19 protein-coding genes are annotated in these 21564 nt (G+C 37.6%); 17 read left to right on the top strand and 2 right to left on the bottom strand.

Annotated features, from left to right (window positions below; all coding sequences use genetic code 11):
• Positions 1–384 precede the first annotated feature (384 nt).
• The 4 genes from NSQ94_RS16905 to NSQ94_RS16890 are packed head-to-tail and all read left to right on the top strand — an operon-like array spanning position 385 to position 3545.
• Complete coding sequence (locus NSQ94_RS16905; protein ID WP_339194134.1) at positions 385–2007, top strand: hypothetical protein; 1623 nt, start codon at positions 385–387, stop codon at positions 2005–2007.
• The gene (locus tag NSQ94_RS16900) at positions 2004–2708 is read left to right on the top strand and encodes an ABC transporter ATP-binding protein (protein ID WP_063387905.1); all 705 of its coding nucleotides are present in this window, start codon (positions 2004–2006) and stop codon (positions 2706–2708) included. Before NSQ94_RS16905 ends, NSQ94_RS16900 begins: the two co-directional genes overlap by 4 nt.
• A 39-nt stretch (positions 2709–2747) precedes the next feature.
• Positions 2748–3233 carry a stage II sporulation protein M gene (locus NSQ94_RS16895; RefSeq protein ID WP_339194136.1) on the top strand — a complete coding sequence of 162 codons (486 nt, stop codon included), beginning with the start codon at positions 2748–2750 and terminating at the stop codon, positions 3231–3233.
• A 15-nt stretch (positions 3234–3248) separates the two neighbouring features.
• Positions 3249–3545: a hypothetical protein gene (locus tag NSQ94_RS16890; RefSeq protein ID WP_063387903.1), complete on the top strand. Its 297-nt coding sequence runs from the start codon at positions 3249–3251 to the stop codon at positions 3543–3545.
• Between the two features lie 554 nt (positions 3546–4099).
• Here NSQ94_RS16890 and NSQ94_RS16885 read toward each other — a convergent pair.
• Entirely contained in the window at positions 4100–5305 is a 1206-nt protein-coding gene (locus NSQ94_RS16885) for a serine hydrolase domain-containing protein (RefSeq protein ID WP_339194138.1), read from the bottom strand.
• A 161-nt stretch (positions 5306–5466) separates the two neighbouring features.
• Here NSQ94_RS16885 and NSQ94_RS16880 point away from each other — a divergent pair, with 161 nt between their 5' ends.
• The 12 genes from NSQ94_RS16880 to NSQ94_RS16825 all read left to right on the top strand — a co-directional run bounded on the left by NSQ94_RS16880 (position 5467) and on the right by NSQ94_RS16825 (position 18502).
• Positions 5467–6648 carry an IS701 family transposase gene (locus NSQ94_RS16880; RefSeq protein ID WP_311066339.1) on the top strand — a complete coding sequence of 394 codons (1182 nt, stop codon included), beginning with the start codon at positions 5467–5469 and terminating at the stop codon, positions 6646–6648.
• An 823-nt stretch (positions 6649–7471) separates the two neighbouring features.
• Entirely contained in the window at positions 7472–8266 is a 795-nt protein-coding gene (locus NSQ94_RS16875; RefSeq protein ID WP_339194140.1) for a sugar phosphate isomerase/epimerase family protein, read from the top strand.
• Positions 8263–9078, top strand: coding sequence for a 5'/3'-nucleotidase SurE (surE, locus tag NSQ94_RS16870; RefSeq protein ID WP_066248180.1), 816 nt, complete (start codon positions 8263–8265; stop codon positions 9076–9078). The genes NSQ94_RS16875 and surE overlap by 4 nt, the downstream gene beginning before the upstream one ends.
• Positions 9071–10114 carry an ABC transporter substrate-binding protein gene (locus tag NSQ94_RS16865; RefSeq protein WP_063387898.1) on the top strand — a complete coding sequence of 348 codons (1044 nt, stop codon included), beginning with the start codon at positions 9071–9073 and terminating at the stop codon, positions 10112–10114. The genes surE and NSQ94_RS16865 overlap by 8 nt, the downstream gene beginning before the upstream one ends.
• 17 nt (positions 10115–10131) lie before the next feature.
• Positions 10132–11874 (top strand): iron ABC transporter permease, encoded by a 1743-nt coding sequence (locus NSQ94_RS16860; RefSeq protein ID WP_066248186.1) that lies wholly within the window; start codon positions 10132–10134, stop codon positions 11872–11874.
• Entirely contained in the window at positions 11871–12941 is a 1071-nt protein-coding gene (locus tag NSQ94_RS16855; RefSeq protein ID WP_066248188.1) for an ABC transporter ATP-binding protein, read from the top strand. The genes NSQ94_RS16860 and NSQ94_RS16855 overlap by 4 nt, the downstream gene beginning before the upstream one ends.
• A gap of 206 nt (positions 12942–13147) precedes the next feature.
• Positions 13148–13516, top strand: a complete 369-nt coding sequence (locus tag NSQ94_RS16850) for a hypothetical protein (protein WP_339194143.1) — start codon at positions 13148–13150, stop codon at positions 13514–13516.
• A 208-nt stretch (positions 13517–13724) separates the two neighbouring features.
• Positions 13725–13964: a hypothetical protein gene (locus NSQ94_RS16845; protein ID WP_339194145.1), complete on the top strand. Its 240-nt coding sequence runs from the start codon at positions 13725–13727 to the stop codon at positions 13962–13964.
• A gap of 951 nt (positions 13965–14915) precedes the next feature.
• A complete protein-coding gene (locus tag NSQ94_RS16840; protein ID WP_066246989.1) occupies positions 14916–16679 on the top strand; it encodes a hypothetical protein in 1764 nt (587 codons plus the stop codon).
• 441 nt (positions 16680–17120) lie between these two features.
• Positions 17121–17792 (top strand): ABC transporter ATP-binding protein, encoded by a 672-nt coding sequence (locus NSQ94_RS16835; RefSeq protein WP_066246985.1) that lies wholly within the window; start codon positions 17121–17123, stop codon positions 17790–17792.
• Entirely contained in the window at positions 17789–17950 is a 162-nt protein-coding gene (locus NSQ94_RS16830) for a hypothetical protein (protein ID WP_162877049.1), read from the top strand. Before NSQ94_RS16835 ends, NSQ94_RS16830 begins: the two co-directional genes overlap by 4 nt.
• A 243-nt stretch (positions 17951–18193) precedes the next feature.
• On the top strand, positions 18194–18502 hold the full coding sequence (locus NSQ94_RS16825; protein WP_066246982.1) for a hypothetical protein: 309 nt from the start codon (positions 18194–18196) through the stop codon (positions 18500–18502).
• 496 nt (positions 18503–18998) lie between these two features.
• Here the strand turns inward: NSQ94_RS16825 and NSQ94_RS16820 are convergent, their stop codons facing one another.
• The gene (locus NSQ94_RS16820) at positions 18999–19934 is read right to left on the bottom strand and encodes an EamA family transporter (RefSeq protein WP_066246979.1); all 936 of its coding nucleotides are present in this window, start codon (positions 19932–19934) and stop codon (positions 18999–19001) included.
• Between the two features lie 125 nt (positions 19935–20059).
• Between NSQ94_RS16820 and NSQ94_RS16815 the strand changes: the two genes are divergently transcribed.
• Positions 20060–21514 carry a PLP-dependent aminotransferase family protein gene (locus NSQ94_RS16815; RefSeq protein ID WP_339194148.1) on the top strand — a complete coding sequence of 485 codons (1455 nt, stop codon included), beginning with the start codon at positions 20060–20062 and terminating at the stop codon, positions 21512–21514.
• Positions 21515–21564: the final 50 nt, after the last annotated feature.

The following is a 21564-nucleotide window of genomic DNA, read 5'->3' as shown; positions in this document are numbered from 1 at the left end:
TCATCTTTCAGCACTTGAAGCTACTTCAACGGCAAAAGGCAACCTGCTCAAGTTCACTTTTTGTAACTCTCTCATGTAATCGTCAAATCATCTCTGTAAAATGGACGCTTATTAAAAAAGCGCAAGCATTTCCCCTAAAATAAAATTTATCAGAATATGGAATTTTTTCTATTATTTATGATATATTCAATCTAGATAAAGAATGGGCTCGAAATGGTAAATTAAAAAAATCGAGTGATGGCGAAATAATTTTTGCCATCGCCCTAGATTGTAAACTCAGGAGGCAGTATGTTAAAGTCTAATCTATTTTATTCGAATTTCAAGTTAAATTTTAGACGCTATGTCAATAGATTTCTTTTTTTCTTTCCGTTTGGGGAAAATTTATTGAATCAAAAAATATTACTAGTTTTATTTGTTTTCATTTTTGGAGTATACAATTTTATCCTATATCATTTAGTAGAACTAATCATTCCTTATTTTTCTCAAGCAGCTGTTTTGTTAGTCAATTTGCTAGTATTATGGAATTTAATCAGCAATCTTCGTTCTTCTCATGATATTTTGCAAAGGTTTGTCTATCCGGAAGATTTTCTCTTACTATACTCCGTGAAAACAGATCCAAAAGATATATTATTGGTAAGATTTTTTACGCAAATCATTTTCAAGTCACTGTTTTCGACTCTTTTCTTTTTATATCCAATCCTGTTCTACGTTTTAAATTTTGTAGAAGAATCAATAACTTCTCGGCTATTGTTATTTGTATCGTTTCCATTTTATGTTCTTTTTTTAATTGGGGTCATCAGTTTTTATTCTTCAGGATTATACATAATATATTCAAAGGTTTTGCATGTTGTTTTTCAGTCAGCTGTGAAAAGTGTACTTTCTTTCGTTTTTGTTATGCTTTTATCATTTCTGTCTACGATTGTATTTGGCTGGTTAGGTTTTAGCTACTTTTATGAGGAAAACTTTATAGAATCGATCGTTCATTCTATTTCTAGATTCAATCTTGATGTGATTTTGACTGGTTATGTGCTGCCTACTAATTGGTTATTTAATACACTAATGGAAGTAGAATACTTTCTCTATTATCAACCGTTGTTGCTAATTATTGGAATCATTCTAATTTATATTTCGTATCTTATTGTAAATAAATATTTAGACGTAAAAGATATTTCGCAGCTTTCCAATGAAACAAATGTCAACATAATAAAAAACAGATCTTTTCCCAATTTTGTTTATAGGAAACTAAAAAAACTTCTATCAAGAAAAGTTTTGGCGGTTATTAAAAAGGATTTCATCGCTTTCACTCGAGCGAACTTTTTAATAAAAAAGAGGTTTTATTTATCTATCTATATGCTGGCTTCCGAAATCGGAATATTGTTCGGGTTAGGAATGATGCAAAATTGGTTTGAATTCCCGGCTCTTTTCGTAATATATCCGATCATCTTTGCAGTATCAATAAATGTCTCGTTTTTAGGAGACGGATTATTAGGGATTACATCAGCTGATGCTGAAAGGGAGAACTTGTTTTTATATAAAGGGTCAGGCTCTTCTTTGAAGCAGTTAATCGTAAGCAAGGCGATTTTACATGTTATTCCTATTTTGATCGTCATGAACGTTTTATTTATATGTGTTGTCTCATTTTTTCATCTGAAACTAAGTACTGTCATTATGATATTTGTCCTTGTAAATACTACCGCTATTATCATCAGCAGTGCTCAAATTATTGGAACGTTTTTGTATCCGCGTCTGGATTGGGAACATATTGAAGATGTTGGCTCTTCCGTTAAAGCTTCTGTTTTTGAACACACGATTCTTGGAATTGTTTTAATATTAAATTTAGAAATATATGGGCTGTTGGGGGTTCTTTACTGGAAAAACTACATCAGCAGCATTCTTTTTAATGTGTTGGCAATCTCAGGTTCTTCCTTGCTATTCATAAGCTTTTTTATATTCTTTTACTTTTGGATTAAACGAGTCGGTACTTCTCATTGGGAGATGAGCAGATGATTATAAAAGATGTTTCGAAAAGGTATAAGGAGTATGATGTATTAAAATCAATTAATATTACATTAAAAAGAGGAGAAATATATGGACTATTAGGGCCAAACGGTGCTGGGAAATCCACTTTGCTTAAATGTATAATCGGATTGGTCACTCCAGACTCTGGAAAAATATTTATTGACGGTAAGACAATTGATGATGATCGATCCGAATTTTTACAATATATAGGTTATGTTCCGGACACACCTTTTATTTATAATTATCTTACTCCAAAGGAATATTTAGATTTTATAGCTGACCTGCAGCAAGTACCCGATTCGCAAAAAACTGACCGTATTCAAATGTTGTTAAAAAATTTTTCACTAAAAGATAAGGAAAATGAAATGATTTCAACTCTTTCCTTTGGTATGAAGCATAAGCTGTCTGTTGCCGGTGCTATCATTCATGAACCGGATGTGCTTTTACTAGATGAGCCGCTAAGCTCATTTGATCCTCCGACAACAATGTTTATGAAAAAGTTTTTAAGGGAATACGCAGATAGTGGAAAAATTATTTTCATGTCTACTCATTTAGTGCATGTTGCTCAAAATCTATGCGATCGTGTAGGAGTTTTAATCAATGGGGAAATATTAAAGGAATACACGAACATGAAAAACATAATAAATTTCGAAAATATGATTATTAATGATATGGAAGAGATTGGTTAAATAAAAAACGTTCTACTGCGAAATAAGCGGGTTTTATCAGTGGCGTTTATAATATACGTGATTGGAATTATCATGGGTACTTTTTTTAGCAATATCTTACCTGTAGAAAGACAGGAACCAAATGTTGGGCGTACTATATTTGATTATTTTATACATAACGTACTTGCGGATGTTTTCATAAGCTTTACTATATTTACGTTTGGAATTTTTACTGCTGCTTTATTACTAGTCAATGATTTTTTAGTTGGTGTATCTATCATGCACAGTCTTCAACATGGGAACGATCTAATTTATATTGTAACAGCCCTAGTTCCACATGGTATATTTGAGATTCCTGCTATGATTATTGCGGGTTCTATTGGGTTTAAACTGATTGATGCGGTCATTGCCAAAATGAGGGGAGAATCAAATTCCGTTTTTTTAAAGGACATCTTTACATTCTTTTTTCTAATGATCATTTTGACATTTATCGCTGCCGTTGTAGAGGCTAAGATCACTCCATATTTAATGGCCCAATTTTCATGAGGAGGTGTAAAGCATATGCTATGGGAAAAACTAAACTTAGAAAAATTGCTGAATGATTCGAATAATGGGTCAGATGATGAAGAAAATGAAAAAAGCACATGGTTTATACCCGTTTTTTACGTTTCCATATTATTAGCTTTATGTATAGCATTTATTGAGATAAAACTCATTTTAATCACTCTGTTTGCTCCTGCCATTATCGTCATAATGTGGAAGCCGCCGTTTAAAAATAAAAAAAGGCTCTTCCGAATTATATCATTCATATATCTTTTATTTCTAACTATTGTTACGATATGGTGGTTCCAAGGTTGAATTTACGAAAGTTTGTAAAGATTGTATCTTTTGACGCTCACGAATTTTCATTTCATCTAATATATTGAAGTCTAATTCGCGATTTTGATAGAAATATTCATTTTTGACAGATTTCGCCGCAGCCATAATGTAAAAGACAATAAAGGCTGCTCGAAGCACAAACAGGGGCTGTCTAGAAAGTCAAAATCCACTGAAACCGAAATATCATAAGCATTGATATATCAACGTTTCTAAAACATTAAAGGGGCGTCTATAAGCCGGAAAATCGACTTATTAGATACCCCCCTTAAAAATTTGTTTCAGTTTGCTGGATAGGCAAAAAGATTGGTCCGGAAAATCTCCGATATTCAATGATTGATATTGATAAATGCAGTACAATAAAGGATTCTTAAAGAAAGCGCTATCGAATATATTTCTAACAAACTCTTAAGCTATGGCTTTCGCCGCTGAAGTGTATGTTAGAAAGAAAATACTTTAGATGATCATCCATCCGCACTTTGTGACATTATACGGAGTAAGCGGGGGAGTCATCTGTATAGTCTCCATTCCCTAGATCAAGTAGTAATCTGACCGAACCGTTTCAACGTACTATAGACTGCTGACTCGAATTCGAGGAAGCCCAAGTATGACCCCACATCTTGGAACGGAAATATTTGCGTAGCCCAATATCCGCCAATCCCGTTTTTGCGATCAATCCAGTAAAACAGGTTAGCCAATCCCGACCACATCAATTGGCCTGCTGGACGACCTGTAGGGGTAGGTTCATCGTTTACCTGGAATGTATAAGACCACGACTTTTGTACGCCGGGGTAGAACTCGCCGTCATTAGCCAGCGTTGGATCGGACGAAATCCATCCGCCGCTCTTCAATTCCCCAAGTCCGTTTTGAGACATTTGCGCGACTGTTTCTGGTTTGAGTACACCCGCACCGTCATTCAAAATCATTCGGATAAACTTCGTGTATTCGCCAATGCTCGCATACAAACCATGTCCTCCCATATCCATTTCTGGAGATTGCGGGAGAATAAGCTCAGGTTTTGGTGTGAGTTGACCATCCTGACTGCGGCTGTGGATGGTTGCGCGGCGTTCCATCATCGACGGTGATAACGTGAAACCGATGTCGGACATGCCGAGTGGGGCAAAAATACGCTCTGCCATCACTTCGCCCAGTCGTTTACCGGATACGGCTTCAACAACTTTACCAACCCAGTCGATGTTGACGCCATAGTTCCAGCGTTCACCTGGCTCGAATAGAAGCACGCTCTTTACAGAGTCAAATGTACTAGTGAGGATGGAAGGTACTCCCTTTGCTTCACGGTATTTTCGATCTTCATGACTGAAGAACTCGTAGCCGAAGCCGGCAGTGTGTAGCATCAACATGTTGATCGTAACGTCGGTTTTTGCTTCCCTTAGTTTTGGCTGCCCGTCTTTGTCAAACCCTTCGAGAACTGGAATCTCGGCAATCTCAGGTACATACTTCTTGACCGGATCGTCGAGACTGACTTTTCCTTCCTCGACCAATTTCATCAATGCCGTACCGGTGATGGCCTTCGTGGTCGAAAAAAGAGCGAACACTGTATCGGTGGTCATCGGTGTTTTCTTTCCAAGATCGCGTACACCGGCTGCCCCCTCATAGATGTTTCCGTCCCGGTCAGTTACCATTGCAACTACACCAGGGGCTCCTCCAGCCCTGCCTATAGCGGTATCCAACACCTTGTCAAGAGTTTCCTTGAGAGCATCCTTTACTGCTTGTCTTGTCATATCTTTACCCCCTTTAAGCGCTTACAATTTTAATTATTTACTGTAGATGAGCAAAATCACTAACATAAATTTACATCGAAACAAAAAAGGAGACATGAACCCGATTCCTTGGTTAGAATAGATGTGCCAACAAACCATTCACACAAGGAGGTTCATGTCTCATGAATAGATTAGCACATCATCAAGGAATCCACAAGTTTTTCACGATGTTGGGGTTGGCACTTTATTTTTCAAAACCTGTCATGAAGCATCTCGTTCATATCGTGGATGCGATGATCACGAAAGGCTTTTCTGGAACGTTGACCGATCTTCATCATTGGAGCTTTCACCCCAATCATCGAACGACACTCAGCCATTTTTTCACGAAAAGCCCTTGGGATGAAGAGACGCTGCTTCGCAAACTCCAGCAATGGATGCTTCATCGTGTCGAACGGATCGCCAAACAGAAAAATCAACCCCTTTTTGTTTCGATCGATGATACGATTTGCCAAAAAATCAAGCCTTCGTCACGGGCAACGCACGCCATTCAAGGGTGTGATTGGCACTATTCTCACACAGAGAAAAAGTCGATCTGGGGACATTCTCTTGTTTGGCTCATGGTTCATACGATGACCCAGGCTTTTCCCTTTGCGTTCCGCCTCTACGACAAGGCCGCTGGGAAAAGCAAGGGGGAACTCGCGATCGAGATGCTTTCTTCTTTGGATGTACGCCGTCCCGTTTATGTGCTGATGGATTCGTGGTATCCATCGCAAGCGCTCGTGGAAGCCTGTCTGAAAAAAGGATTTCACGTCATCGCGATGCTCAAAACGAACCGGATTCTCTATCCGAAAGGCATCGCCATCCAAGCCAAACAGTTTGCCCGCTATATCGAACCGAACGACACCCATCTCGTCACGGTGGGAGAAGAGCGTTATCGCGTGTATCGCTACGAGGGATCGCTGAAAGGTCTCGATGATGCCGTTGTGTTGTTGGCTTGGAAAGCCGATCAGCCGATGACACCCGAACATCTTCACTGCGTCTTGAGCACCGACCGGGAGCTAAGCGATGAAGAGATCTTGCGCTACTATGCCCAACGTTGGTCGATCGAATGCTTTTTTCGACAAGCGAAAGACCAGCTGAAGCTCGATGGGTACCGCGTTCGTCAACGTCGGGCGGTGAAACGGTATTGGATCTTGGTGCAACTCGCTTATGTGTACAGTATGGTCGAGTCCAACCGGGATTTCTCTACTGGGCTTGATCTTCTCCGAACGAAGAAAGGGCATAGTCTCGTCGAGTTCATTTACCATGCAGCGAAGCAAGATATTCCCATTGATGTTGTCAAAAAACAGCTCCATGTGGCATAAGGGATACCCTGTTTGTCTCTTTTGGTATGGTAATTATTGTTATGAAAATTGCTCATCTACAGTTATTTAAATAATTTTCTGTATTTTCAAAACAAACTATATCACGCTCAAACAGAGCCTGTCAAATTTTATTGTGTTGAGCGTTTTTTCATTGTCTTTTTTTAAGCTGTATCAGCAGCGAATTCAGCATTGAAGGCTAAGTTCAAGTACTACAACCAAAGAGGCAGAGAATTTTTAGATTCCACTGTCGGCAAGGATTTTGCATTGAACGAAATGTCCTTTAGCGTCCTCAAAAGGGGGCATATAAAATATTTTGCGATTATTTCCGAGATCAATCTCATTTGGAAAAACAAACTGAATTTTTTCATCTGTGTGGGAAACTGCTAGTAAACTCGGAAAATATCACGTCCGCAATGATTTTTATAATATGACAACACATGTGATATCTAAACAAAAAAGAGTGTATTTAGCAAAGAATATGAATAAATCGTAAAAAATTTACAAACAATTTACATTCTAAGTTGGGAATGATGCATAATTGCGATTTGAAGCCGTTTTTTCATTTCTTATTTTTATTTTTTCATTTACAGAATGTTTACAAAAGTTCAAACCGCCTTTAAGTGTTCCTTAACAAATCTTTTCTAAACTTAAGATAGATGAAAAGGAAGTGGACATACATATTCCAATTGCTTGTCAGAATCAATTGTTGATTCAGGAGGAAGTGATTTTCATGGACTTAACTCACGAAATCTTTCTCTTATCGGCAATGTAAAAATGAATCTCTCCATTTCATTAAAAAATAAGAAAGGAGGAAATCAGTTCGATGAATATACGCTTTGCTTCTACACTTGCATGGGCATTTCCGGTTGAGGAAGTGATTAGGCAGGCAAAAGAGTTAAAATTTGTCGGTGTTGAGGTTTGGGCAGAGCATGTGTGGAAATATGAAAGCATGCCTAAACGAATCCGACAGGTCAAAGAAGAAACAAACATGCAGCTGACGATGCACGCAGCAAGCTGGGATTTAAACTTAAGCTCTCTAAATAATGGCATTCGCAAGCAGTCCGTTCATGAAATTATTCGATCTATTGAGCTGGCTTCACAAATTGGGGCTGATAATATTACATTTCATCCAGGAAAGCTGACTCTTGCGGATTCAGACGTTTCTATCCATGAAGAGCTTTTGTTCGAATCAATGGAAGAACTTGATCGAAAAGCTAGACAAGAAGGACTCACGTTATCGTTAGAAATGATGGAATGGGAGGCGAAAGAATTTATTATTAAACCAGCCGCCGTAAAAAAAGTGATTGTACCCTTTTTCCCGCAAATTCAAACGACATTTGATGTCGCCCACATTCCATTACATGCAGACATTTTTTCTATCTGGAATGAAATGCCGGAGGTAAACAAAATTCATATTAGTGATGCAACAAAAGAAATTCTTCATTTACCGTTAGGTGACGGTGATATCGGAGAAGAAATATTAAACAAATTTTTAACTATCGAGAATATTCCAGTAATTATTGAAGGGTTTGATGCTTCAAAAGATTTGATGGTGTTAAAGAAAAATGTACTGTATATAAAACGGAACGGAAATCGCTTGAAGGAGGTTGTCCGTTGAGAATTTTAGTTACAAACGATGACGGAATTTTTGCGCCAGGAGTCGAAGCACTTGTAGAAGTTCTTCAGCATTTTGGTGAAGTTTATGTCGTTTGTCCTGACCAAGAGCGAAGCGCAGTCGGCCATTCCATTACTCTCAGAACACCATTAAAAGTGAAACCTGTAGAAATATTCTCTGGAACGAAAGGGGCATGGGCCGTAAACGGTACTCCGGCCGATTGCGTCAAGCTTGGGATGGAAGTACTGTTAAAGACTCCGCCTGATATATTGTTTTCAGGTATTAATCTTGGTCCGAATTTAGGAAGGGATTTATATTACTCTGGTACATTGGCAGGTGCGGTTGAGGCTTCTCTTTACAACGTTCCAGCCGTATCAGTATCGTTGAACGAATTTGATGAAGCGAAGGTAAATTATTTAAAAACAAAACAGCTTTTGTATAAAGCGGTTGAAATTATTTTACAAAACCGAATTCCTAAAGGAGTTTTTTTAAACATCAATTTACCGAATATTCCGATTTATCTTTGTAAAGGTGTTGAGGTAGTTCCTTTAGATTTGACAGTTTCCCGTTATCGATACGTAGGGCTAAACGATCCGCACGGTCAAGTATATTTTTGGTTAAAGGATGAATTAAACCAATTAGTAAACCTTAACGAAAACAGTGATTATTTAAAGCTAAAGGAAGGTTATATCACCGTTTCACCTGTGGAGTTTCCCGTTCATCACAAACGGAAAATGGAACAGATTGAACGCTGGTTTCGAAAATGCTCTTTAAATTTCTTAAAAGAGGGTAAGGAGGAACATTCCAATGCGTAAATGGTTGTCCGCTTTCACTATATTCACATTACTTTTTGTATTAGCTGCCTGTGGCAGCAGCAATAATGCCTCATCAAGCAATGATGTAGAAACGCAGTCAGAACAAAAGAAGGAAGTCTCAGGGGAACTTAATTTCTATACTTCACAGCCTGATGAAGATGCTCAAAGATTAGTGACAGCTTTTAATGAAAAATATCCTGATGTAAAAGTCAATACTTTCCGGTCAGGAACGGAAGAAGTGATTGCAAAATTACAAGCTGAAAAAGAAGCTGGAAACATTCAAGCAGATGTTTTGCTTGTTGCAGACGCTGTAACGTTTGAAAGTTTAAAAAATGACGATCTTTTACTTTCTTACAAATCAAAAGAAGCAGAACAAATTCCGGGTCAGTTTATTGACAGCGACGGCATGTACACAGGCACAAAAGTGATGGCAACTGTTCTTGCAGTGAACACAAATAGTGTGCAAAACATACCTGATAGCTGGAATGTATTGACGGAAAGCGACGCAAAAGGAAAAGCGATTATGCCAAGCCCGTTTTATTCAGGAGCAGCTGCATACAATCTTGGAGTGTTTACAAGACAAAACGATTTAGGATGGGATTTCTTCAAACGTTTAAAAGAAAACGGAATGGCTGTTACGAAAGGGAATGGCGGTGTGTTAAAATCGGTTGCTTCAGGGGAAAAGCCATACGGAATCGTTGTTGATTATCTCGCTGCGCGAGCCAAAAAAGAAGGTTCACCTGTAGAATTCATCTATCCGAAAGAAGGCGTTCCTGTCATTACTGAACCGATCGGTATTATGAAGGATACAAAAAATGAAGAAGCAGCTAAAGCTTTCGTAGATTTCGTTTTATCAGAAGAAGGACAAAAATTAGCAGCTGAACTTGGATATACACCGATTCGCCAAGACGTTAATGCTCCAGAGGGATTAAAAACGATTGATGAGTTGAACGTACTGAATGCAGACATATCTGAGCTTTATCAATCTCGTGAAGAAGATAAAGCAAAATTTGGTGAAATATTTGGTCAACAATAATTAAAGGAGAGAGGACGATGTTTCCTGGTAAAGAGCAAACAAAAGGGATGACGAGGAGCACGTCCTCGTTTTCTCGTTTCTTCCCATTGAAAAACTTGTGGATGGGTTTCGGGTTTTTACTGATTATTTTATTTTTTATAGTTCCCGTTTTTCGCCTTATCTTATTAAGTTTAACAGAAGAGGGTGCCGTCTCACTTTCGAATTACTCAGAAGTGCTGAAAGAAGAACAAACATGGATCACTGTGAAAAATACGCTTTATATCGTCATCGGTTCTACTTTGGTTTCACTTATTTTAGGGATTGCGATGGCATGGGTTATCGCCTATTTAAACATTAGCGGGAAAAAATGGATGCAGCTGTTTATCTTTCTTCCGTTTATTATTCCTTCATACATTACAACACTTGCATGGGTTCAGTTTTTTAGCGGCAATGGACCAATTGCAGCTGTTCTTCATATGCTTCCAGGAGATTGGAAGCTGCCAAACTTGTATAGCATAGGTGGAATCATTTTTATTTTAGGTTTGTCTCATTATCCGCTTGTATATTTACTAACGGTGGAAGTGTTTAGAAAAATTCCTCTGGAGCTTGAGCAAGCGGGACAAACATGCGGTGCTAAAAGAGGAACTATTATTCGTAAGGTCATCCTTCCGCTAGCATTGCCCGGGATTTGTAGCGGCGGGATGCTCGCTTTTTTATCAAATCTTGATAACTTTGGGATCCCTGCTTTTTTAGGTATCCCGGCAAACATTCGTGTGCTAAGTACGTATATTTACGAAGAAGTCGTCGGATTTGGACCGGCTGCCTTTGCAAGAGCGGCCGTTCTATCGATTTTGTTGGGAGCAATTGCTTTAATCGGACTGTCTATTCAATGGCTTCTTTTAAGGCGAAGCCGTGTAATTGAAACGGTCAAACGGGATAAAGAACCTCGCATTCATTTGTCGTTGACGTGGAAGCGTTTGATCGAAATAGCCGTTTGGGCACTTTTGTTGTTCACGAGTTTCGTTCCGTTCGTTTCAATGGGTACGACATCATTAATAAAAGCTTACGGGCTCCCTTTTCAATTAGAAAATTTATCACTGGAAAACTATCGATACATTCTATTCTCTGATCCAAAAACAATGTCAGCGATCAGCAACAGCATGAAGCTTGCGATGTTAACGACAATTGTCTCATTGATTGTCGGAACGGCCATTGCGTATCTTCGCTATAAATCACCAAATAGATGGACAAAGTTAGTGGAGCTGTTTGTAACGATACCTTACGCACTGCCGGGGACTGTCTTTGCTCTCAGTATGATCTTTTCATGGATGCAGCCGTTGCCAGGATGGAACCCGGGTATCTACGGCTCCATTTGGATTTTAATTATTGCCTACATTACAAGATTTATCATTTTACAGGTTAGGGGAAGCTACACGGCGCTGACACAGGTAGAGCCTTCCATTGAAGAAGCTGCTCGTACGTCAGGGGCTAAACCTTTGGTCAAATGGCGGCGAATTCTCATGCCGCTTCTTTTGCCGGGTATCATTGGCGGAGCCTTGTTGGTCTTTTTAACCTCTTTGACCGAACTGACAGTTTCCAGCCTTCTATGGTCTACAGGAGCCGAAACGGTGGGAGTTGTTATTTTTAACTACGAACAGGCTGGATATACCACTTATTCCACAGCATTTTCAAGTTTAATTGTTTTAGGAATTTTGTTCGGCAGTTTTTTGTTTATCAGCCTTGAAAAAGTTTGGAGACGAAAGGTGTTGAAAACAAAATGATTCGGCTTGATGGGATTTCAAAATCATATGGGGATGTCACAGCTTTGCATTCCATTGATTTAACAATCAAGGATGGAGAATTTATCGCCATTTTGGGACCTTCTGGTTGTGGAAAGACTACATTATTAAAATTACTGGCCGGTTTTATGAAACCGACAAGCGGAACCATTACGATAAATGATACTGTTGTTGCTTCAGCGGAAGCCGTCCTCCCGCCGGAAAAAAGGAACATAGGGATGGTTTTTCAATCGTTTGCCTTATGGCCGCATATGACAGTATATGAGCATGTTCAATTTCCTTTAATGCATCATTCGTTTGCTCCAAAGGCTGATAAGGAGCAGCGGGAGGAGAGAGTGAAAAATGTTTTACGAATGGTTGGGTTAGAGTCGCTAGCCCAACGATATCCTCATGAACTTTCCGGCGGACAAAAACAGCGGGTGTCTTTAGCACGTGCAATTGCGCCAGAACCAGGTCTTTTATTAATGGATGAGCCTCTCAGTGCTTTAGATGCTGAACTTCGAATGGAAATGAGAAAGGAGATTCAACACATTCATCGTCACACAAATGCTTCCATTGTATATGTTACCCATGATCAAAGCGAAGCATTTGCGATGGCAGATCGAATTGTCGTAATGAATCGTGGGAAAATTGAACAAATTGACCGGCCGGAAATGATTTTTACAAGGCCGGAGACAGAATTTGTTGCAACTTTTGTAGGCAAATGCAATTTAATTCAAGGTAAATGGGAGGAAAAAATGTTTATTCCGAAGCCATTTCCTAATGAAAAATGGCCGGATATAGGAGTATCTATTAATTTGAAAAAAAAGGGTCTATATCCTGTCCGTCCGGATCAATGGGCGCTGTCTAAAGCAAAAGAAGGTTCTTCGCATGGGGTGGTAAAATTTGTTCAATATCAAGGAAAAGAAATGTATTACATCGTACAAGTAGGTGAAGAAGAATGGACGGTACATGAATTGATTCAACATACTTCCCGCTTTCAAGTTGGAGATCCGGTCAATCTCGTTCTTCAAAATACTGTAATAAAAAAAGAAGCAGTTCTTGTATAACATAAATGGTTCAAAGGTTCTGTGTAAACTTGATTGTATTGATGGAGATTGAGTTTGGTCTAATCTGCTTGAAAGTACCCTCTCAAATGAGATGGGTGCTTTTTTGTCATTTTTTATAGATTTAAAATTTTATATATTTAGAATAGATCAAAAAATGGAATAGGGTGGAAGACATGAAGTCAAAAAAGTAAGTAGTAGTGTTATCGTTGTGCGGTTTATTTCTGCTTGTCAGTCTATCTGCTTTTTATTTTTTAAACAGTGAAGAAAATGTCAGACAAAAAGATCAAGAGTCAACTAATGAAGCCAGTAATGGGAAGAGTAATGAATCGAATCTTTCTTCAACGAATACAGGACAACAAAATGAAGAAACAGCTGAAAACAATGAAGATGAATTATCTCTCTTTATTTCTCGTTATCATGATGTATTTAACCAACTAACAAATCATGATCGGTATCAAAATATCGATTGGGAAAAATTTCAGGAGCTAGGAAATGATTTGATCGGAGAAATAAATAACATCTTATCCAAAGATGTTCCTTCAGAATATGAAATCTCTAGAAAAAGGAACTTATAAAGGAACAGCAAGAAATGGGGATAAATCTTATGTTTATTCTATTAACAAGTACGGAATAAACCAAGTTAAAGTAATTGTGAATAAAGATGAGTCATAAAAACAGATTATCCTTTATCCGGTAAAAATGTAATAAAAGTAAAATAAATTTGTGAGATGGATTAGTAGTTGAAACTAATATTCGAAGTTGAAGAATATGAGGATACAAAAGATGAGCCTTTTGAACTATTCTTTTTGCAAAAGATTATATATGTATATTGTTGAAAATGGTAAAAAACGTGAATTATTAAATTCAACGTTCCATGATGGTCTTTTATTGGATATTGGAGATTACTTAATAAAATTAAGTAATGGAGAAATAGTTCAAGGTACCATTGAAACTCATGAGAATGCGTTAAAATATACATTTAAAAAATCCCAAAATCGCTTGTTCATTGATTGTTTTAGTTAATATATTCAAGCAAACAAAGAGTACTGGATTTCCATTTTATGGACTTTATGAAAGCCTTTGTAAAAGAATACCAAGAATATATAGTTAACATTAAAGAAAGATGAAAATGCTTATGAAGATAAAAATTTTGTTATGATGGTTGATCAAATCAAGAAGTTGAAGAATATCTCTTAAATTGTGGAAAATTTGTTTTTGTATAAGTTGTTAAGACGAAATTTGAATGAATTTACTTTAGAGTCTGTCTATTAAAGAATCGGCTCTACTTTTGTCTTAATAAAGTTATATAGAGGCATTTTTTGATCTATAATGCAAAGACATATAATAAATAAAAAAGATTTTTGTCCTTCATTATTTCCTATCAGATATAATGCTGCCTCCTAAGCGGAATGATACCCTTCCATGACTACAAAATCAGTAATAAGATCCCTACCAAGCCAAGCAGGATAGAAGTTCATACTTGCCTGATCTGTGGGTTAGAGTGTTGAAAAAAATTTAAAAACTTGAGTGAAAGTTTTGTGAATAAAATTTACAAAGATGTATTGATAGTGGTCTGAATATATCTTAAACTTAGGTGGTAATAAAAAGTATTTTAGTAAGTAATTTACTGTTAATGGCTAAAAGAAATAAAACAAGCTGTCTTTTCTTTTAGTGTGCTTTAGCAGTCGGCTTTTTAACGTTTGCACTGTGCTCACTCTCTTCAGCGTTTCCAGCTGCAGATCGTGAAAGTGTAGCGGCGGTTGTCTTAAACGTTGTTGAAGCTGGCGGAGCTATTACTGCACTCGTTTCTATTCCAACAGCAGTTGGTTCAGACGGACGTTCATTGAGCGCTGCAGCAGGTTAAGAAGCAATTCGTTAATATCTAAAGAAGGAAATCAAGAAAAGTGATTATCGCTTGAAAGTCAAACTATTTTTCGATGAAGAATTTTCATACTTTGAAATACAGGTGAGAGAATGTTAATAAAGCTATTATCACTTATGCTATCGATTCGAATGGAACAGCAATATTCTGCTGTCATCGAATTCATTATTAAAAAAGCGCCCTTTTTAAGAAAACTTAGTTCAAAACAGTATATGATGTTTTCTTTTATTCTTGATATTTTGCTTGCCTTCGTCATCGTATCCGTTTTGTACAAATGGCTATACTCCCAGCAATATCGCCAGCAATGGGAGAGTGGTTTCATTGTCTTTTTTCTTCTTTATTCAATTTTTAAGGGAGCCGGAGCTTATCGAAGAACTCATATTCCACCGTTTATGGATCTTATTCAGGCTGCTCCAGTCTCGTTCAAATCAATACATATCACATTTATTGCTTTAGAGCTGGTATGGAGCATTTTTACAAATTCCAGCCTATTTTTTGTTTATATTTTATTTCAATCACGAATTGCGGAATCATTAGATGCTTTATTCTGGATGAAGCAGTTGAATATTTTGCTGCTGGGCGCTCTGTTGTTTATGACGAGCAATAAACTTGCAGGTGCCTATATTCATAACATTGTAGTAAAAAAAATAGGGTGGGTCCGTTTTGTATTTTTCGCCGCTGTCTCAACTGCTTTTTTTATGCTGGGGCGCGTTCTTGTGTCAGGTCTTCTAGTCCCTATTTTCAAAACATTTAAGGATAATTTTCCATCCTTTTTGGCTGCAGCTGAAGATACAGCTTGGGTCAATCTATCTCAGCAGCTGATCAATCTATATGGGAATAAAATAAACTCCTTTCAAAAGAGTTTATTTTCAGATGGCTCTTTATATTTGCAGATTGAACATTTTATTGGGACTCCCTGGATGTTAGGGCCTCTGATTTTCCTTCTAGTTGGCGTACTTTCCTTGCCTGTTAAAATGATTCCAACTGAAGATCATGGAGAGATTAAGAGATTTCGTGACTTTTTTCACTTCTATCTACAGCTGCTGCATTGGGTACGTTCTATTTTTTTGCCGAAGAATGCACTGATTTATAAAGATCTACAAATCATACGTGAAAAAAGATGGCTGCTCTCAAAAGAATTTTTTAATTATATGGTCTTATCTTACGAAGCATTTTTTTATATAGGGTTCTTTACTGCATGTATGTCAGCGACAGGTAACACGGCTCTCCAAATACAGCTATTATTTACATTGAACTTGATGGTTTTAGCTAACCAAGCAATGGAAATGAGAATGTTGACTCCTTCTTTCTTTTCTTTTAGCACCGAAAAAAGAAACATATGGATGTACCAACTATCATTTTTTTCGTTAACTGAATTCTTTTGGGCAAAATTGAAATTGTTTTATTGCCTATATTTAATTCCATCTTTCTTTTTGACGATAGGGAATATAATGATTCTTATGTATTTCCAAATAGCTGATCTCAGGATGATCATTCCTTTTATTGGAATAACTATCTCTTTTTTCATTTTTCCATTTATTCAATTATACTTGTTTCCATTTATCACCAAGTTCCATTTTATTCATGAATACGAGATTGGAACAACAGAAGAAGAGGAAAACATAGTAAATAACGGCCAAGCTTTTATGAGGAACTTTCTCGTCATGCCTTTTATTTATTACTTGCTCGCATCACTATTTATTGGTGGATTGAGGGAAGCGGCAGGTGCTGTCAACTACATATCTGTTCTATATTTTATGATAGTTTCAGCCATTTGCCTAATTGTCTGTAAGAATACAATGAAGAAAGGAATTGACCATGTTGAAAAAGTTAAAATCCTTTCTATTACTGAATAAGTGATTGCCTCGCTGGGACTGATTTATTTCTTGTGTTTGAACTCGCTGCCATATACTCGCAATGAGCGCATTCCAAATTTACAACCAGGAAACAATTTTTCTTTCGCAGTTATTTTTATGTTAGATAGCTATCAATGTTTGGAATTGGTTCGTTGACTTGATGGAAGATGACCGCAGTCACTTTGTTTTACAACAATTCTCATAGGGAAAATCACGACTTATATGACCGCTGTCATGTAGGACTTACCTTTTTCTCACACAGTGCTTGAAAATACCGGAACTATTAATTTTTTCAATCATAAGTACTTATCCCTTTATCTTGATATTTCTGCTTTATTACGGAATAGTTTCTTACGCTAAAAGGAAGCAGAATAGGGGCTGTGGCGTATTGTCTCGCTTTATTGGATTATAAACTGTTTGTTGATTATTGGAGGATTTCTAATGGTTAAGCTTCAAGTTTCACAACTGGCTTTTCAGTATGAACAAACTGCAGAAAAAGGAGCATTGCTGGAAAATGTTTCTTTTCAATTACATGCAGGAGACCGAGCATGTATCATCGGAAAAAATGGCAGCGGCAAATCAACTTTGCTAAGGCTAATAGCGGGATTAATCCAACCGGATTCAGGCAACATTTTATTTAATGAACAGTATAAGCCTGGAACAGATCGTTTTAAAGAAGCAATGGCCTATATTCCTGATAAACCACTTGTTTATGATGCATTAACTGGATTTGAAAATAAGGAGCTTATTCTTTCACTTTGGAGGATCAAAAAAGAAAAAAGAGCTGCATATGAAGAAAAATTCCAAGAGCTTTGTGAACAGTTTGATCTGACACATGCTTTGCAAAAGCCGGTCAAACATTACTCTCTAGGCATGAAATGTAAACTATTCCTTATTAGTATGTTAGCAAGATCACCTGAGTTGATTATTTTGGATGAACCTTTTACTTCATTAGACGAGGCCTCACAAAAGCAGTCAATCATGATGCTGAAAGAAGCGTTCAAGGAACAATGCATTTTATTTACAAGTCACCAGCGATATATTTATGCCGAATTAGGCAGCCGATTTTTTCTGCTTGAAAACAGACAGCTAAAGGAGATGAACCTCATATGAAAACTTATTCTCTCATTATGATCGCAATCAGTTTAGTCATGATTTTGGCAGTATTCGTGCTGAAAATAACAGCATTGCTTGTCGGAAAAATTCTTCTAGCTGTTGCTGCTGCTTTTTTGGTCTCCTCACTGATTCGTTTAATAAGTCTCAAAAAATAAAACCTGCCGACAGACAGCATTTCGGAAATTCGTACAGAAACAGGTGAAGTTTTTTGAAGGCACTGCGGATTGCCTCCCGGATTCAACAGTGAAATCTTACAGAACTAAAGCAGATGGCAGAATCGAGGAAAAGAAATTGTTCGTTAAATAATCAAACAGAGGGGAAGACAGAAAAACATTTTTGTTTTAAAATATTAAAACCGAGTATATAATGAAGAAAAGATGTTAAAGGGGCGTGAATACATGAAAAAAATCGTTGCCCTGACAATTTTTATTTTTATAAGTATTACCTGTTTATACATTTCTAGTGATCGTTCCAGTCATACTATAAATGCTGTACACGAAATTAGCACCATCGATCATTTGGCAGAAAATTTTGCTCCGATTGATGGACCAGATATAGGAAAAGACTCTTGGGTTGATATTGCCAGTTACATTTTTATAGCGTTAAGCACCACTTATTTCTGCTATTGCTTTGTGCAATCTGTCAAAAGACGGTTTTTGCTAAATCCCGTCTTTTACGAATCGAATTATGTGGTCTCACCTGCTTGAATGAATCATAAACAAATCATTCAAAGGAGGATGAGTACCATGATATGGTTACGTATGTTTTTAACAGCATTTTTTTCAATTACAGCTCTCTCTTTATTGTCTTATCAAGGATTGGAAATTTTCAACGCGTTTACTGACTTTTTTAGAAAAAATTAATGGATTGAAGAGGGTTAAATAGAACTCTCCTTTCCTATCAGCTTGCGGAGAAAGAAGTATTTTTTCTCTGCAAGCTTTTTTATTGTTGAAAATAGCCCACTTTGCACATAGATAAGTCGTCGTTCTTTCATTTGCCGCAACGTGGCCGATCTGAAAAAAATCAAGTAATGGGTAAATTTAAAACATATTAAGAGAGCTGTGCAAAAGAATCCGGCCAGCTTGTCCTCTGAATGAGAGAGGCAAGCTGGCCTCATTTTTTTAAATCGCTATGGATGAAATGGCACACTGAAAGTTTTTGTCGCAGGGATTTAACGGCTTTTTTTAAAATATTCCAGAGTTTTCAATCAAAATTTTTTGAAGCGGTCCTGTGAAATAGCGCTCCCTTTTTCCAATACTCATAAAAAGTTGATCGATTAGTTAAAAATACACCAAATAAGATCAAGAAGGCGCCGATCAGCGTAATGGGTTTCATGATTTCATTTAATATTATGTAGCCGGCGATTAGCGCGACAAGAGGCGAAATGTAAAGCCAAGTTGACGGAAAAACCGGATTTGTTTTTGAAACAAGCCAATAATACAGCCCGTGGCCGACGATGGAGCCGATGATGATTAAATAGAGCAGTGATAACACCGTTTCATAGCTTGCCAGCAGCAGCCATTTGCCTTGTTCGCCCGTTAAAAAGGATACAGCCAATAAGAAAATGCCGCCGTAAAACATTTGTACGGCATTTGAAAGAAACGGCGAGATATCCGGATGTTTGCTTGTAAACATTTTTGCCCGAACTGTCCCAAGTCCATAAAACCACTCGCTTAATATGATCATAAAGCAAGCCAAAACCCACATGCCGGAGACAGACAAAGAGAACCCCGGTGAAGAGATCAAAAAGACGCCTATTAAAGCAGCTGCCATCCCTGCTAATTGTTCTTTTTTGATCGGTTGTTTATTCTCTCTTGCCTGATGGAGCAGCACCATCATCGGGCCTGTTGCAGATAATACAGCAGCTAGTCCGGACGGGATGAATTGCTCAGCCCAATATAATGAAGCAAAAGTGATAAAAGTTAAGCAAAAACCGTTAAACACGAGCGAAGAGGAAAATAAAACGGTTTTCAATCGATAGTTCCGCATTTTAAAGACGGCCATCATAATCACCCCAGCGGCAAAAAAACGCATTCCCGCTGAAAAAAACGGCGGTGCCCCTGCTTCAATTCCGATTTTGATAGCTAAAAAAGTTGTTCCAAAAATTAAGCATATAAAACAGTAATTCAAAATAACCACGACGAATAACTCCTTTTTGTTAAGTTTTTTGATATTATAACGACAACGGTATATAACAGTACAATGCACTGTATAACAGTTATGCGCTTTTATCTTTTGTCTTTTATGTAATGGGAGGGGAGACAATGCAATTATCGATTAATAAAAAATTAGGCACCCCATATTATGAACAAATCAGCAGGCAAATCGAAGAACGGATTCAATCGGGCATGCTTCCTCACGGTGAAAGGCTTCCTTCTTTAAGATCGTTAGCAAATGAACTTAATGTAAGCTTTCTGACGGTGCAAAAAGCCTACAAACTGCTGGAATTGAAAGGATATATACAGATTCAGCAAGGTAAAGGTGTTTTTGTTGCAGCAGGAAAGAAAAAATCATATGAAAAGCACTCTGAATCTTTCGACTGGCAGCATCAGATGAAGATGAATGGAACAAGATCACAATATCTCGCCTATCGTGAAAAAGAGATTTATGACTTTTCCCAAGCAGTCGTTTATCCAAGGCTGCTTCCATCTCACTTCCTTGTTCAAGAAATGAAAAAAATATTGGAGCAGCATCCCCTTGTGTTGTCGACATATGGTCCTATTGAAGGAGATGAAGAATTAAGGTATGAAATTGCCAATTATTTATTTAACTTCCATCACTTATCTGTTAAACACGACAAAATGATCATTACAAGCGGTGCACAGCAAGGAATTGACTTAGTGGCGCAAACTTTGTTAAGTCCAGGGGATGTTGTGATGGTTGAAAGCCCTTGTTATGGTGCGGCCATTGATGTGTTTGTCAATAAAGGATTTCAAGTCGTATCGATTGGAGTAAATGAAGAGGGACTGAAAGTGGATGAATTGGAGGATAAATTGCAGGTGCATCAACCAAAACTATTATATGTAAACCCAACCTTTCAAAATCCTACTGGAACATGCATGCCGGAAAAGAGCCGCAAGCAATTGGTAGAACTCGCAGAAATGTACCATTTTTTAATTTTAGAAGACGATTCGTTCAGCGAAGTTTCATTTGACAATATTACGGTGCCAAAGCCAATAAAATTCTTTGATAAAAACGGTCACGTCATTTACCTTAAAGGATTTAGCAAAACAACTGCGCCAGGCATTCGCATTGCGGCTGTCATTGTGGATGGGGTTTTATTCGATTGGCTGTACGGCACGAAAGCGACAATGGATATCGGAAGCCCGCTCTTACCGCAAAAAGCGCTGCTTCCCATTTTGCGGACGGAGCGGATGAAAAATCATATGGAAAAACTAAAAATTGCACTTGAATTAAGAAGAAATACGGTTCTTGACGCATTCAAAAATTTAGAGGAAGTAATGATTTATAAACCAAAAGGCGGATTGAATGCCTGGATTAAACTTCCATCCGTGATTCAGCCAATAAAATTGCAAGAAGCAGCTCGGAAAAATAAGATTTCTTATTTGCCCGGAAGCGCCTGTTTTCTTCATGAACCGAAACAACATTATATTCGCATCAGCTATTCTTATTTGAGCGAGCATGATTTGCAAGTCGGTATCGAAAAGCTGGTGGACATTTTGCAAAATATGATGGCAAATTATAAAAAAGAGATGTGACACATTTGACGCATTTGAGCTGCCGTTCATGTAATGCTGCTCGCTCGTTT

Source organism: Aeribacillus sp. FSL K6-2833, assembly GCF_037965815.1.
Taxonomy (GTDB): domain Bacteria; phylum Bacillota; class Bacilli; order Bacillales; family Aeribacillaceae; genus Aeribacillus; species Aeribacillus composti.
Note: the sequence above shows the minus strand (reverse complement) of the source record. Positions and strands in the feature narration are given on the sequence as shown.

Coding starts and splice junctions, on each gene's coding strand:
- NSQ94_RS16860 (WP_066248186.1), top strand. CDS start 10,132: ATGTTTCCTGGTAAAGAGCAAACAAAAGGGATGACGAGGAGCACGTCC.
- NSQ94_RS16875 (WP_339194140.1), top strand. CDS start 7,472: ATGAATATACGCTTTGCTTCTACACTTGCATGGGCATTTCCGGTTGAG.
- NSQ94_RS16825 (WP_066246982.1), top strand. CDS start 18,194: ATGAAAAAAATCGTTGCCCTGACAATTTTTATTTTTATAAGTATTACC.
- NSQ94_RS16890 (WP_063387903.1), top strand. CDS start 3,249: ATGCTATGGGAAAAACTAAACTTAGAAAAATTGCTGAATGATTCGAAT.
- NSQ94_RS16815 (WP_339194148.1), top strand. CDS start 20,060: ATGCAATTATCGATTAATAAAAAATTAGGCACCCCATATTATGAACAA.
- NSQ94_RS16830 (WP_162877049.1), top strand. CDS start 17,789: ATGAAAACTTATTCTCTCATTATGATCGCAATCAGTTTAGTCATGATT.
- NSQ94_RS16900 (WP_063387905.1), top strand. CDS start 2,004: ATGATTATAAAAGATGTTTCGAAAAGGTATAAGGAGTATGATGTATTA.
- NSQ94_RS16880 (WP_311066339.1), top strand. CDS start 5,467: ATGAATAGATTAGCACATCATCAAGGAATCCACAAGTTTTTCACGATG.
- NSQ94_RS16885 (WP_339194138.1), bottom strand. CDS start 5,305: ATGACAAGACAAGCAGTAAAGGATGCTCTCAAGGAAACTCTTGACAAG.
- NSQ94_RS16840 (WP_066246989.1), top strand. CDS start 14,916: ATGTTAATAAAGCTATTATCACTTATGCTATCGATTCGAATGGAACAG.
- NSQ94_RS16855 (WP_066248188.1), top strand. CDS start 11,871: ATGATTCGGCTTGATGGGATTTCAAAATCATATGGGGATGTCACAGCT.
- NSQ94_RS16845 (WP_339194145.1), top strand. CDS start 13,725: ATGAGCCTTTTGAACTATTCTTTTTGCAAAAGATTATATATGTATATT.
- NSQ94_RS16865 (WP_063387898.1), top strand. CDS start 9,071: ATGCGTAAATGGTTGTCCGCTTTCACTATATTCACATTACTTTTTGTA.
- NSQ94_RS16835 (WP_066246985.1), top strand. CDS start 17,121: ATGGTTAAGCTTCAAGTTTCACAACTGGCTTTTCAGTATGAACAAACT.